The sequence below is a fragment of the Candidatus Clostridium eludens genome (assembly GCF_045310515.1).
GTDB classification, from domain to species: domain Bacteria; phylum Bacillota; class Clostridia; order Clostridiales; family Clostridiaceae; genus Clostridium_B; species Clostridium_B eludens.
In genome coordinates this window covers 13,420-26,470 of record NZ_JBJHZX010000006.1, presented here as the reverse complement: position 1 = coordinate 26,470, position 13,051 = coordinate 13,420, and the positions used below count along the sequence as shown (strand labels likewise).

The following is a 13,051-nucleotide window of genomic DNA, read 5'->3' as shown; positions in this document are numbered from 1 at the left end:
GCTTTAATTAAAAGTCTACATAACTATACTAAATCAATATGCATGGTCTGCTATGGAAGCTAGCAATCCTGATTTAAGAGAATTTTCAAAAGATGCATTTACTATTTTTGTAACTGTTTTGGAAGTTTTACATAACATAAATTGAAGTATTCAATCGGGAGGATATAATGTATTTTGATGAATATAAATGCCCCTTTGTAAACTACAATTGTTGTGAATATAGAGGTGACATGAATATAGGTGTAAGAAGAGCTGTAGCTCATATAATGGGAGGACCTTTAGCTCCTGACATAAGAGGTACCGTTACCTTTACTCAAGTACGTGGAGGAACTGAGGTTTCTGTGGAAGTCAATGGTTTACCTCCTTATAGACCTGCCATGGCTGGAAAACCTCAAATTGGACCTCATGGATTTCACATACACCAAAATGGTACATGTACTGTAGGTAATCCTGCGGAACCATTCAAAGCCGCTGGAGAACATTGGAATCCAACTAATCAGCCACATGGCAATCATTCAGGAGACTTTCCTGTTCTCTTTTCTAATAATGGTTATTCTAGAATGACTTTTTTTACAAATAAATTTAATGTTGCTCAGATTATTGGAAAATCTGTAATCATACATGAGAGTCCAGACGATTACAAAACTCAGCCTTCTGGAGGGTCCGGTAAAATGTTAGCCTGTGGTGTTATTAAGGCAGTAATGTAATTATAAAGAATGTTTAAGAGGAATATTTTCTTTATGTAAAAAACTTGCATATGAAACTATTCCTTATTCTTTATTCCTTATCCATTTTTCAAGTTGTTTTTAACCCCCTTAACTAAGTTAACTATATTTATATAAGCTTGCTGTGTACCCTTTGTTACAATGGGTCTTCCAAAACTTACCCAATGAAGCTTTCTTGAAGTATATCCACCTATATTCATAAGTAAATTAACAGTTGGCTTGGTGTCTACAATAATAAGTTCATCAGTATTTTTATTAAGAACAGAGTGCATATCGATAATAGCAGGTATTACTATTTCAGGAGCATATTTTCTAGCTAAAGTATATACATCTGCATTAAACTCATCTGTGCCAATATAAATCAATCGGCCAAGATCTTTCTTTTCAATTTTATCGAAAGTTGGTAAATTAAGCAGTTCCTCTTTACTTGGTACTCTATCCATTGGTAAGTTTCCAATATGTATATTAGCTGCTGCTGCAGTGGAATGGGCACCTCCCACATCATGATATATAACTATCATAGTTATCTCACCTACTTTTGTGATATTATAAAATTATTATTTTACAAAAAAATAAATATATTCATACTACAATCACTTAATATAGATACCACCAATTTGTTAGCAATTGGTGGTATCTATATATTTTATAATAAAAATTTTGTTTGGGGGATGAAAAAGAGTTCTATCATGAGCTCTTATATTAAACCTTACGGTTATCTACCTTCTTGGACTAGCAAAGCTTGGTTCCTTAGGATTTGGCTTGTCAAAATACTTACCTGGAGTTGACAAATCAAAATATAATTTTGAATCTTCGGTTACACCAAAATCTTTATTAGATCCTGTATCTTTTACTTTATTTAATGCTTCCCTAAATAATGCATTATGTGCCTCTTCACGATTTAAAAGAAAATCTATAGTATTTCTTACTTCTTTATCATTAATCTGACGATATAAATATTCATAAACAACTTTTGCTCTTTGCTCCGAAGCTATATTAGAAAGAAGATCTGCTACAAGATCACCCGTAACTGTGACATAATCACCAGTCCAAGGCGCTCCTGAAGAATTTATTAAAACTGGTGCTAATCCACCAAGTACGTGACTTTGAATTTCTCCGCTTCCTACAGATTCATGATTCACAGTATGGCCATTTAACAAGTTTATAGTTTCTGCAACTATTTCCATATGACTGAGCTCTTCTGTTCCAATATCAAGGAACAAATCTTTTATTGTTTGATCTTTTACTCTAAAACTCTGAGACAAATATTGTAATGCCGCCTTTAATTCACCATTGCCACCACCTAGTTGCTCCTGCATAAGAACTGCATACTGTGGGTTAGGTCTTTCAACTTTAACTTGTAAATTATTCAATAGCTGTTTTTCGTGTTTAAACAAGCTTCACACCTCCATAATCTTAAATATAATTCTATTCTCTACTTAATTTTTTTATTTATACTCATTTGAAACAATTTAATAATATTCCAGATAAATACCTAAAGTGGAACTTATTCTTCATATGCATTTGCCTCAAAGTACCCCCTAAAAAGACAAAGTATACACCGTAAATATCTATGAAAAGAATTTAATAAACAATTTTTAGGAGGAATAATCATGAAGAAGATAGCATTGTTTGTAACAGCTTTAGCTGTATCATTAAGTATAGGAGGAAGAGTACTAGCAGATACTGACACCGCGACACTTGCGGATAAGGCAGGCATAACACCTGATAACACTATATTATATCCTATAGATAAGTCCATAGATGACCTAAAGATTAGTATGGCTTCTGATGATGATAAAAAAGCTCAAGCTCTTGCAGATGTGGCAGAAGAAAGACTTGGCGAGAGCGAAGTAATGAATGATAAAGGTAAAATAGATCTTGCAAATCAAACAATGAACGAATATAACGATAAAATTACTGAAGCTCAAAATAATGTAGAGGATGATATTGATAAAGCATCTAATAGTACCACTGATAATACTACAAAATTAGATGAACTAAAAAAATTAGAAACAACAATAACTGATAGGCAAATGAAATCTATAGAGGTTTTAAAAAATATAGAAAGCAAAGTCTCTGGAAATGCAAAAGAAACTATAGCCCAAGTTATAGAAATGCAAACAAAAAAGAAAGAAGCAATAGCTGCAGTTATTAAAGAAAGACAAACATTACTTCAAAACAAAAAAGCAGTGAAGGAAGCTGAAAAGAACTTAAAACAAGCTAAAAAAACTGGTGATGAGCAAGCAATAAAAGCTGCCGAAGATACTTTAACTAAAGCTCAACTAACTCTAACCACTCAAAATAAAAAATTCACTCAGGTAATTGAGGCAAAGAAAGAAGCTATGAAAGGTGGAGTAGGACAGCTAAAAAAAGAAGCCAAGAAAGAACAAACTAAAGACTCAACAAGTTCTACTAATAATACTGATGCAGAAGATACAAATACAACTGTAACTGCTCCAGCACAAAATAATGAAACTTCTACCACTACAACTACTAACGCAGACACTAACACTACTGACACCACTAGCACTACCCAGGGTACTGTTGATAACAATGCCACTATTACAAATAATACCAAAACTGATATAACAATAAAAGAAGGTAAAGGAATTAAAAACCCTAAGGAAGTTAATGTAAAAGGCAATGGAGATCAAAACACGAAATCTGATAAAGAAAATAATTCCACAAATAAAAATAGGTCTAATCACTAGAAAATATAGTAAGATGTCTTAACCCAAAATAGATAAAAAAATACCAATGCCTTTAATAACTGCCCCGCGGTATTCGTTCTATAATTTGTTTAGGAAATTGAGCAACTTTAGCAGCTAACATCATTTAAGTGTATATTTTATGGTGTTAGCTTTTATAAGTTCAAAATCCGATTTATTCTATAAGGGGTAAAAATTTATGCATGTAATTATTCATATGAGCACATGGATAATAATCTCTGTGTTATAGCTTTTCGTAAGGCTTGATACTGATAAAAACATCCTAACACCCCATTCCATTTTTTATTAGCTTCGACATTATCCGGCGCACCATAAAAGAAAGAGCCGGTAACTGCGAGCAATCTCACATGTTATCGGCTCTGCAGCTTGGCGTCTGGCTCTTTGATAACCGACAGATTCAGTTGTTTTACATTGATCAGCGTTTGCTGTTTACACCTGGTACAAAATAGCGGGAAGTTTTCAAGCACCGTATCACCGCGTATCCTGACCCGTGTTTTGTTGCTACAGACCGGGCATAATATCCACTCGTATTTATACACTCTACCATCCTCTTGCTTGATGTTTTTGTTGACCACCATCATCTTAATAGCTGCAAACATTAAGCAGCTTTGCGTTTATAAATCCTTATTGCTAATAGATATGCAACAATGAGGATGCCCAAGCACCATGCAAGCGCAACCCAAATATCATTTCCAACGGGCTGTCCCGCCAGTAGGGAGCGGATGGCATCGACGATAGAGGTCACCGGCTGGTTTTCGGCAAAGGTGCGAACGCCCGACGGCATCGACTCGGTGGGTACAAACGCCGAGCTGATAAACGGCAGGAAGAGTAATGGATAGGAAAAGGCGCTTGCACCGTCCACTGATTTTGCCGACAGTCCAGCAATCACCGCGATCCATGTCAAGGCCAGCGTAAACAGCGTGAGTATACCGGCCACGGCAAGCCATGATAATACTCCTGCCGACGAGCGGAAACCCATAATGAGCGCTACGAGAATGATTACGACAACCGAAATCGCATTGGATACTAGTGAGGTCAGCACATGCCCCCACAGCGCGGCCGAACGCGCAATCGGCATGGAGTGGAATCGCTCGAAGATGCCTCTTTGCATATCCATAAACAGACGGTAAGCCGTATAGGCAATACCGCTTGCAATAGCAATCAGCAGGATGCCGGGCAGCAGGTAATTCACATAGTTGTCTGTGCCAGTTTGAATCGCACCGCCAAACACATAGACGAACAGCAGCATAAATGCAATGGGCATGATGGTGACTGTGATAATGGTGTCCATGCTGCGAGTAATATGGCGCATGGAACGCCCAAGCATGACGCCCATGTCACGGAAAAAGTGTTTTTTTATCGTTTCCATTTACTTCTCCTCCTTTTTGCCGACAATTGCGAGGAATATCTCCTCCAATGTGGGCTGTTTTTCCACATATTCCACCTTGGCGGGCGGGAACAGCCTTTTCAGATCCGCCAGTGTGCCATTCACGATAATTTTCCCTTCATGCAGAATGGCAATTCTATCAGCCAGCTGTTCAGCTTCTTCCAAATACTGCGTGGTTAGAAGGATCGTCGTACCACCGTCAGCAAGTTCCTTAACGATTTTCCATACTTCGATCCGCGCTTCGGGGTCAAGTCCCGTCGTCGGCTCGTCGAGAAAGATGACGGCAGGCGTTCCCACAAGGCTCATGGTTATGTCAAGCCTACGCTTCATACCGCCAGAATATGTCCCAACCCTGCGATTTTCCGCGTCGCGGAGGCCAAACCGTTTGAGTAAATTGTCAGCGGTTTGATTTGCATTGGCAATACCTCTGAGTTTGGCGATCATTTTAAGATTTTCACGCCCAGTCAGGACCTCGTCAACTGCGGTAAACTGCCCGGTAAGACTAATGCTCTCGCGGACTTTTTCCGGTTGCCGAAAAACATCAAAGCCGCATATGCTGGCGCTGCCGCTATCTGCTTTGAGGATTGTAGATAGTATTTTGACAATCGTCGTTTTCCCTGCGCCGTTGGAGCCAAGCAATGCAAAAATCTCACCACGCCGCACATTGAAGTCGACTCCTTTCAAGACTTCTGTTTTTTTATAGGACTTTTTCAATCCCTTTGTGGTTATGGCAAAATCAGTCATTTGGAATCATTCTCCTTTCCGAATTTTTTTATTATGTCGTAGTTAAGCTTCTCCCGCCAGTTTTCCGTATAGGTTTTGGCGTTGCGCAAAAGTTCGTCGCAGAACGCCGCCACGTCCTCGCCCGTAATTTCCAAAACTTTTTTGCCTTCCACCGCGCCGGCTTCGAACAAATCTATCAATTCATATTGAATCTTCAACATGTCATAGCCCTCTCCTGCAGCAAAATTCCACATGTATTTTTGAATTTTTTCAAATACGAACTGATAGTCTTCAGGTAATGCTTTTACTCTTGCCATCTGTTGCTTATACTCTTTTTTATCCCCGGCCATTTTTTTGAAAAATCCCAACATAGTTACTGCCCCTCCTTTAATTGGTTGATCTTCGACGCAACAAATTCCCATTTTTCCCAGAACCTCCGCAGCTCCTTACGCCCCGCGTCGTTGAGCGTGAAAAACTTTCGCGGCGGCCCCATATCGGACGGCTTTTTTTCTATGTCCACGAGTTTATTTTTTTCAAGCCGTATCAAGATGGTATAGACTGTCCCATCCACAACATCCGAAAATCCGAGAGCATTCAGCCGCCGCGTGATCTCGTAACCGTAGATTTCCTCGCGGCTGATAATTTCAAGGACACAGCCCTCCAGCACACCTTTCAGCATTTCCGTAAGGTTTTCCAACGTAATTCCCCCTTGCTATTCTGTATGACCAATATTAAGTATTACTTATTACTGCTATATAGTAGCACATAATAGTTAGTCTGTCAATAGCAGTTATTCTGATAATGAATTTCAACTAAAACGCAAAATACTAACCGGCAAGCAGAGTACCTTTGACCACAGCTGCACATTTTTTATAGGGTGATCTACAAAAAATTGCTTGTTGGGGCCTGCCACTTCTCTGCTTTGTTATGTCATCCCACCCACTATCGCTCCATTTCCTTATTTTCCTGTGTATCCATATCAAATATTTATTTATCTATAATTTTAAATTTATTCAAATATATCTTAGAAAATCTAAGTGTATCTATTTTTTTCACAATACCACATACTTTTTACCGGATTGTGTATTATAATATGAATATGAAAGCTGATAAAATGAGTAAATTAGGTAAAATAGTAAATACCTTGAGAAAAGATAACGAAATTAGCTGATTCTCTGGAAATTTTAATTGCTGATTTACTTTATTTAACCGATGAAGATAAAGCATCATCGGTTAAAAATTCCAAGATATTATGGGATCAGAATTTTATGATAAAACTATCCAATATTTAATAACAAATCAATCTAACTATTTTGAATACCAGTTATACGAATTGTATAAAAGTGAATTAAGTCAAAATAAATCCAAAAATTCTAATAAAAAATAAGCGATTATTATAAATATTTTGGAAGGAGGAATGGAACTTATGTTACCTGAATCTAAAAAGTATACTTATAATGAGTTTTTAGAGATCACGAAAGATATAGAAAGAGCCGAATTTATAGATGGAGAAATAATATTGCAAGCCACTCCTACACTTCAGCATCAAAATATAACTGGAAATTTATTGTTTGAATTTAAACAATATCTTAAAGGAAAAAGATGCAAACCTTTTATTGCCCCCTTTGATATTGTATTGCAAAAAAAGAATGAAGATATAAAAAGAGTTCAACCTGATTTATTTGTTTTATGTGATAATCATGATATGACCAAAAATGAATTTAACGGAGTTCCTACGCTAATTATAGAAGTTGTATCCCCCTCCAATGCTTCTGATGATTATATAAAAAAACTTAATTTATACATGAAGTTTGAGGTAAAGGAATATTGGATAGTATCTCCTAAAAATAAAACTATAATGATATATTCATATGATACTGAAATTAAAGCATACACAGAACCAATGATATATTCAAAAGAGGATACAGTTAAATCTAACCTCTTTACTGAATTATCTATTGAATTAAAAAATATATTCCAGTAAAAAGGGGGTAATATTTCAATGGACAATACAGCTAAAAACAAAACCTACACTTATGCTGACTACATGAATTACCCTGAAAATGAACGTATTGAGCTTATAGAAGGTAAAATGTATGCTATATCTCCAGCTCCATCAAGAATACATCAAGAACTTATCATGAAATTATCCGCTAGGTTTTATAATTATATTAAATCCAACAACGGTAACTGCAAGGTATATACCTCACCTTTTGATGTATTTCTTACTGATGATGAAAATAAAAATCCTAATATAATTAAAACTATAAATAAATTACTAAAAACAGGATTAAATCAGGCTGTAAAAGAACACTATATAATATTTAACCCATGTGACAATGTTACTCTCCCGAAGCTCCCACCTAAGAAAGAAATCCAGATATTTACCGTTGAAGAGGAAATAGCCTTTATAAAATCTTTACTTAACCACAGGAATAGGGCATTATTTATATTGGTTCTTGGAACTGGGTTGAGGATTGATGAAGTAGTTGCCCTTAAATGATCCGATATAAATTTTAAGAATTGTGAACTTAAGGTTCAGAGAACATTTAAGAGAGTTCATTTGATAAACAATGAATCATCTTCTCATAAGACTGCAATAATAGAACAGCAACCTAAAACTATAAATAGTATCAGAACTGTAAATATACCTTCAAATATTATAGAAGAATTGAAAAGGCATAAAACAAGGCAGCTTGAAGAAAAATTAAAAGCTGGTGAAACCTATATAGATAACAACTTAGTATTCCCTAATGAAATAGGTGAGCCTACAGATACAAGAAATTTAACCAGGAGTTATGCCAGGGCATTAAAGAAAGCCAACATATCTTATAAAAATTTTCACGCCATGAGACACACCTTCGCTACTAGATTATTTGAAAGGAAAGTAGAGCTACCTGCAGTCCAAAAACTTCTGGGACATAGCAGCATTAAAATTACAAGTGACATTTATACCTATGTATTACCTGATATAAAAATAAAAGCAGTTGATACATTAAATGATTTATTTGCAGATTTGTAAAAGGGGCTGTTCAGCATATGAAATTTAAACGACGTAACTATTGAATATTAAGATACGGACAATATTCTTTGAGAATTGAATAATGCAGTGTTAAAAATACCTGTACTTTCTGCAAATTAGTGAATATATTTAAATGCTATGGTATGATTTGTATATGGGTTAAATAACAATTGTTTTAAAATATATCTAACCAATGGCATGCGAACAAAATACATAAATGGTAAAAATAATATAATATTGTTTTATTAAACAAAGGTGGTATTCCCGCATAGCCATCAAGCTAATAGAATCCTAAAAAAGTAAAGTCCCTCATTTGTAAAAATGTATTGATAGACTTAAGTTAAATAATACATGTAAAAAGAAAGAGAAAAATAAAGATAAACCAGCATAAATAGGTCGAAAAAGTGTCTTATAGCATTTGTGTAGTTTAATGATGCACATTTTTGTTGATAATGCAAATATTTTTGATGAAATTGATGGTCTTTAAGGAAATATTAATATTTATGTGGTAAATTTACTTAAAGCTAATGTATTAACATGAAATTTTTAGGGGGGTTTTAATATGAGTATTTCATCAATTTCTTCTACATCAAGCAGTACTGCAACCGCAGTATCCAATAGTAGTGATATAAGTCAGTTGCAAAGCCAAGCTGCTAGTATTGAAAAGCAAATACAACAAGAACAGTCAAGTAAGGATGATGAAAAAACGAAACAGGCTAAAATTAAGCAATTGCAAGCGCAATTAGAACGAATTCAAGCACAGATTCAGCAAAAGCAATCACGAAACACAGGAGGAACTTCTCCTGTAGGAAAAACAGAAGCTAAAAAAATTCAAGCTAATAATTCTAACAATGATAATAAATCCAATGGAACTGATACCAATAAAAACAATTCTAATAATAACATAATTGATGTATTTGCCTGATTTAATAATAGAATTATTATTTGTCCCTTGCATCATTTTTCTGTGATACGAGGGACTTTAACATACCTTTAATATTGCTATCTTAAAAAAATATTTTATAGTTGAATCGTCAAACACTCTTTATATGAATTAAATATATACAGATTCCTTATATCATTTCCCGTATGGTAGTATAAGGGATTTTATTTATTACTTTAATTTTTCTAACTACTTCTTCAAGCTGAGAAATTTTTTATTTTAATCACATTTGGGCTTTAGTAGCTATAGCTTGTACATTGGTTACACCTGATGCACCTCCTTAAGAAAGTAGTATTTTTAAATTATAATGCAATTTTAAAGGAGAAGGGTAAAGGTAAATTTCGTGGAAAAAATTATAATAATTCATTTTAAATATTAGGGATGAAGCAGAAATGCTGAACCTTGTAATATATTAAAAATTAAGCTCTTTGAGTTTTCGGGATCATTCTTTATAATTATAGGGGGTAAGAATTATGATGGATGGATTAAAATGTATCCTCATCTGTGATGATCAGTTCGTTGTTCATGAAACAATTAGTACATATTTAAAGGCTGAAGGATTTGAATTTGAATCTGCATATGATGGAGAGGAAACACTTAAAAAGGCATTTGATATAAAACCTGATTTAATAATACTTGATATTATGATGTCTAAAATTAATGGGATTGAGGTATGTCGAACATTGAGAAAGAACTCTGATGTACCGATTATAATGCTCACTGCAAAGGGAGAGGAAATAGATAAAATTTTAGGACTTGAGCTTGGTGCTGATGATTACATCGTAAAACCCTTTAGTCCTAGGGAAGTAGTTGCTCGTGTGAAAGCAGTATTAAGGCGCAGAACATCCATAAGCACGGATAATAATGCGATATTGCGTTACTATGGATTGAAAGTAAATATTTCTACATATGAAGTACATATTAACGGTAATCTGATTCACTTAACACCTAAAGAAGTAGAAGTAATATATATGCTTGCATCGCATCCTGGGCAAGTATTTAAGAGAGAGCAAATTATTCAAAACGTATGGAATACAAATTTTTTCAGAGATATAAGAAGTGTTGATACTCAAATAAAGCGTATACGTCAGAAATTACATTGCAAAGACATGAAATGGGCTATAAAGAGCATTTATGGAGTAGGGTACAAGTTTGAAGTACAGGTTAAATAATAGTTAGTTTTATTTAAGGTGAAATAATGACTATATGTTTGGTAAGGGAGAGATATCTTGAGAAAAAGCGTACTTTTTAATCAGATTTTTGCTTTGGTAGTAGGAACAATAATTTTATATGGGATACTAGGTACACCAATATTCTTGTTTATAACTCATAGTATGTTTAAGGATCTTGAGATACAGGATTTGAAGCCTCGTGCAGCAGCTATGTCAGAAATGTTGTCCACATATCAGAAGGAAGCTATTTTAAATAGAGATATTAAAAAACTGAATGATTTGTATTCTTCATGGAGCGATGTTTTATACATTTATGATAGAGATGGTAAAATAATGGTAGAAGCTCAAGGGGATATGATATCAAAGCTAAACAAGAATGAAAGATTACAATTAATTAATAAGCTTAATGAAACCTTTAAAAAATATATACCTTTGATTTTGAGGGGAAAGCATATTGTAGGGAATGAAGAACAAATTCATTTTGTCGGGGAACCTATAATGAATAAAGAAACTGTTATTGGTGAGGCTTTTTTATCCAAGCCCCCAGAAGAACTACAAACTGCATTCTTAGGATTTAGCAGATCGATATCATTGAGTGCATTTGTAGTATTTTTACTTATGATATTTCCTGTATATAAAGTAGCCAAACGTATAATTAATCCACTTAAGGATATGCAGAATATTGCTATAAAGATGGCCCATGGAAATCTTACATTAAAAGCAAGTGAATCTTATAAAGGGGAGATTGGAGAACTTGGTCAATCGTTAAATTATTTGTCTAGCAAACTATCTGAGACAATAGCAGACTTGAAAATTGAAAGAAATAGACTGAAACAAATCATTGATGGATTATCCGAAGGTATCATTGCAATTGATTCTAAACATAATATAACTCACATAAATCCTGCAATTCACAGCATTTTCAACACATCTGAGAAGAAAGATTGTATTGAAGTTGTGCCTATTAAGGAGTTCTGGGAAGATTTTGATATTGTTTTTTCAAAAGGATATGCAATAGCACGAAATATCCCATGGAATCAAGTTGTTCTTAGAATTACTATATGTCCACTGGAGAACGAAACAAATGAAATTGTTGGTGCAGTGGGTCTATTTCAGGATATAACGGCATCGGAAAGATTGGAGCAGACTAGAAGAGAATATGTCGCAAATGTTTCTCATGAATTGAGAACACCAGTGGCTGCTTTAAGAGCATTCCTTGAAACTATCATTGATGGCATGATTACAGATGAAGAAGTAAAAAAGAGATATTATACTTACATGTTTCATGAGACTATGAGACTTTCAAGACTAATAGATGATCTGCTTACTCTATCAAGGTTGCAAACAGATTCAATTTTTATGGATAATGAAGAGTTTGCTATAGGTGAAATTATGGAAAATGTAGCAGAACGATATTCTGTACTTGCTGAAGAGAAAAAAATAAAGTTTTCTTTTGTACTTCCTCCTGAAAATTTAGTTGTAATGAGTAATATAGATTTAATTGAGCAGGTGCTTATTATACTTCTTGATAATGCAATAAAATATACTCAAGAAAAAGGTAATGTTTCACTTTATGCTCATTTAGAAGGTAATTCAGTAAAAGTATCTGTAGCTGATACAGGCATGGGAATATATCCTGAAGATTTGCCACACATATTTGAAAGATTTTATAAATCAGATAAAGCACGAACATCCCGGGGAACAGGACTAGGTCTTGCAATAGCTTATGAAATTATTCAACAGTTAAATGAAAAAATTTTTGTAGATAGTACACCTGGAAAAGGAAGCATATTTACATTTACACTCTCAATAGCAAGTAATAAATAAATATGAATTATGGCTTATGGACTGGCTATAACCTATTAAGGGATATAGCCAGTTTTTTTGACATAAACTTTCTTTTTTATGCCATATTTCAGCCACAATTATATTGTATTATTCATTAATAAATAGTAAGGGAGGGAGAATAACATTGCAAGAGAACATAGTTTTAGTCTGTGTAAGTGATCAAGTAGATGGCGAGAAACTTATAAAAGAAGGATGGCGAATAGCAGAGAAGGAAAATTTCAAGATAAAGGTTCTAAACATACAAAATAATAACCAATCAAAAAATCTCAAAGGAACAAGTTTAGAATATTTGTTTAACATATGTAAATTTCTCAAAATAGACATGCAGGTCTACTGGGGAAACAATTTTAGTGATATATTAATTAATTATATTCAAAGAAATAAAATAAACCAGCTGGTTTTGGGGAAAATTACAAAATCAGAACAGACTAACCTTATTTCAGAAGTGCAAGAGGCCTTCCCTGATATCTTGGTGTTTATTATAGAATAATTAAATTTA

Annotated in this window: 16 protein-coding genes; 9 read left to right on the top strand and 7 right to left on the bottom strand. The window is 34.3% G+C overall.

Features of this window, described 5'->3' with window-relative positions; all coding sequences use genetic code 11:
- Window positions 1-167 precede the first annotated feature (167 nt).
- Window positions 168-707, top strand: coding sequence for a superoxide dismutase family protein (locus tag ACJDU8_RS05400; protein WP_406791136.1), 540 nt, complete (start codon window positions 168-170; stop codon window positions 705-707).
- 77 nt (window positions 708-784) lie between these two features.
- On the opposite strand, the gene ACJDU8_RS05395 is transcribed toward ACJDU8_RS05400, so the two are convergent.
- Window positions 785-1,246 (bottom strand): DUF3189 family protein, encoded by a 462-nt coding sequence (locus ACJDU8_RS05395; RefSeq protein ID WP_406791135.1) that lies wholly within the window; start codon window positions 1,244-1,246, stop codon window positions 785-787.
- Between the two features lie 198 nt (window positions 1,247-1,444).
- On the bottom strand, window positions 1,445-2,122 hold the full coding sequence (locus ACJDU8_RS05390) for a manganese catalase family protein (RefSeq protein WP_406791134.1): 678 nt from the start codon (window positions 2,120-2,122) through the stop codon (window positions 1,445-1,447).
- A 216-nt stretch (window positions 2,123-2,338) separates the two neighbouring features.
- On the opposite strand from ACJDU8_RS05390, the gene ACJDU8_RS05385 reads away from it, so the two are divergent.
- On the top strand, window positions 2,339-3,439 hold the full coding sequence (locus ACJDU8_RS05385; RefSeq protein ID WP_406791133.1) for a DUF5667 domain-containing protein: 1,101 nt from the start codon (window positions 2,339-2,341) through the stop codon (window positions 3,437-3,439).
- Between the two features lie 368 nt (window positions 3,440-3,807).
- On the opposite strand, the gene ACJDU8_RS05380 is transcribed toward ACJDU8_RS05385, so the two are convergent.
- From ACJDU8_RS05380 to ACJDU8_RS05360, 5 genes are read right to left on the bottom strand one after another with little or no spacing between them, the layout of a single operon-like run.
- A complete protein-coding gene (locus ACJDU8_RS05380; RefSeq protein ID WP_406791282.1) occupies window positions 3,808-4,035 on the bottom strand; it encodes a cysteine-rich KTR domain-containing protein in 228 nt (75 codons plus the stop codon).
- Between the two features lie 20 nt (window positions 4,036-4,055).
- Complete coding sequence (locus ACJDU8_RS05375; RefSeq protein WP_406791132.1) at window positions 4,056-4,826, bottom strand: ABC transporter permease; 771 nt, start codon at window positions 4,824-4,826, stop codon at window positions 4,056-4,058.
- Window positions 4,827-5,588 carry an ABC transporter ATP-binding protein gene (locus ACJDU8_RS05370; protein ID WP_406791131.1) on the bottom strand — a complete coding sequence of 254 codons (762 nt, stop codon included), beginning with the start codon at window positions 5,586-5,588 and terminating at the stop codon, window positions 4,827-4,829.
- On the bottom strand, window positions 5,585-5,938 hold the full coding sequence (locus ACJDU8_RS05365) for a DUF1048 domain-containing protein (RefSeq protein WP_406791130.1): 354 nt from the start codon (window positions 5,936-5,938) through the stop codon (window positions 5,585-5,587). Before ACJDU8_RS05365 ends, ACJDU8_RS05370 begins: the two co-directional genes overlap by 4 nt.
- A 2-nt stretch (window positions 5,939-5,940) precedes the next feature.
- Complete coding sequence (locus ACJDU8_RS05360) at window positions 5,941-6,264, bottom strand: PadR family transcriptional regulator (protein ID WP_406791129.1); 324 nt, start codon at window positions 6,262-6,264, stop codon at window positions 5,941-5,943.
- Between the two features lie 729 nt (window positions 6,265-6,993).
- Between ACJDU8_RS05360 and ACJDU8_RS05355 the strand changes: the two genes are divergently transcribed.
- The 7 genes from ACJDU8_RS05355 to ACJDU8_RS05325 all read left to right on the top strand — a co-directional run bounded on the left by ACJDU8_RS05355 (window position 6,994) and on the right by ACJDU8_RS05325 (window position 13,042).
- On the top strand, window positions 6,994-7,551 hold the full coding sequence (locus ACJDU8_RS05355; protein WP_406791128.1) for a Uma2 family endonuclease: 558 nt from the start codon (window positions 6,994-6,996) through the stop codon (window positions 7,549-7,551).
- Window positions 7,552-7,569: 18 nt separating this feature from the next.
- Entirely contained in the window at window positions 7,570-8,070 is a 501-nt protein-coding gene (locus ACJDU8_RS05350) for a hypothetical protein (RefSeq protein ID WP_406791127.1), read from the top strand.
- Window positions 8,071-8,130: 60 nt separating this feature from the next.
- On the top strand, window positions 8,131-8,589 hold the full coding sequence (locus ACJDU8_RS05345) for a tyrosine-type recombinase/integrase (protein ID WP_406791126.1): 459 nt from the start codon (window positions 8,131-8,133) through the stop codon (window positions 8,587-8,589).
- A gap of 562 nt (window positions 8,590-9,151) precedes the next feature.
- Window positions 9,152-9,514, top strand: coding sequence for a FlxA-like family protein (locus tag ACJDU8_RS05340; RefSeq protein WP_406791125.1), 363 nt, complete (start codon window positions 9,152-9,154; stop codon window positions 9,512-9,514).
- Between the two features lie 494 nt (window positions 9,515-10,008).
- Window positions 10,009-10,704 (top strand): response regulator transcription factor, encoded by a 696-nt coding sequence (locus tag ACJDU8_RS05335; RefSeq protein WP_406791281.1) that lies wholly within the window; start codon window positions 10,009-10,011, stop codon window positions 10,702-10,704.
- A gap of 57 nt (window positions 10,705-10,761) precedes the next feature.
- Window positions 10,762-12,531, top strand: coding sequence for an ATP-binding protein (locus ACJDU8_RS05330; protein ID WP_406791124.1), 1,770 nt, complete (start codon window positions 10,762-10,764; stop codon window positions 12,529-12,531).
- A gap of 145 nt (window positions 12,532-12,676) precedes the next feature.
- Window positions 12,677-13,042, top strand: coding sequence for an adenine nucleotide alpha hydrolase family protein (locus tag ACJDU8_RS05325; RefSeq protein WP_406791123.1), 366 nt, complete (start codon window positions 12,677-12,679; stop codon window positions 13,040-13,042).
- Window positions 13,043-13,051: the final 9 nt, after the last annotated feature.

What these genes read in the sequence shown, in the direction of transcription:
- ACJDU8_RS05335 (WP_406791281.1), top strand. Translation starts at nt 10,009, where the DNA reads ATGGATGGATTAAAATGTATCCTCATCTGTGATGATCAGTTCGTTGTT.
- ACJDU8_RS05350 (WP_406791127.1), top strand. Translation starts at nt 7,570, where the DNA reads ATGGACAATACAGCTAAAAACAAAACCTACACTTATGCTGACTACATG.
- ACJDU8_RS05400 (WP_406791136.1), top strand. Translation starts at nt 168, where the DNA reads ATGTATTTTGATGAATATAAATGCCCCTTTGTAAACTACAATTGTTGT.
- ACJDU8_RS05365 (WP_406791130.1), bottom strand. Translation starts at nt 5,938, where the DNA reads ATGTTGGGATTTTTCAAAAAAATGGCCGGGGATAAAAAAGAGTATAAG.
- ACJDU8_RS05380 (WP_406791282.1), bottom strand. Translation starts at nt 4,035, where the DNA reads ATGGTGGTCAACAAAAACATCAAGCAAGAGGATGGTAGAGTGTATAAA.
- ACJDU8_RS05355 (WP_406791128.1), top strand. Translation starts at nt 6,994, where the DNA reads ATGTTACCTGAATCTAAAAAGTATACTTATAATGAGTTTTTAGAGATC.
- ACJDU8_RS05340 (WP_406791125.1), top strand. Translation starts at nt 9,152, where the DNA reads ATGAGTATTTCATCAATTTCTTCTACATCAAGCAGTACTGCAACCGCA.
- ACJDU8_RS05370 (WP_406791131.1), bottom strand. Translation starts at nt 5,588, where the DNA reads ATGACTGATTTTGCCATAACCACAAAGGGATTGAAAAAGTCCTATAAA.
- ACJDU8_RS05375 (WP_406791132.1), bottom strand. Translation starts at nt 4,826, where the DNA reads ATGGAAACGATAAAAAAACACTTTTTCCGTGACATGGGCGTCATGCTT.
- ACJDU8_RS05385 (WP_406791133.1), top strand. Translation starts at nt 2,339, where the DNA reads ATGAAGAAGATAGCATTGTTTGTAACAGCTTTAGCTGTATCATTAAGT.
- ACJDU8_RS05395 (WP_406791135.1), bottom strand. Translation starts at nt 1,246, where the DNA reads ATGATAGTTATATATCATGATGTGGGAGGTGCCCATTCCACTGCAGCA.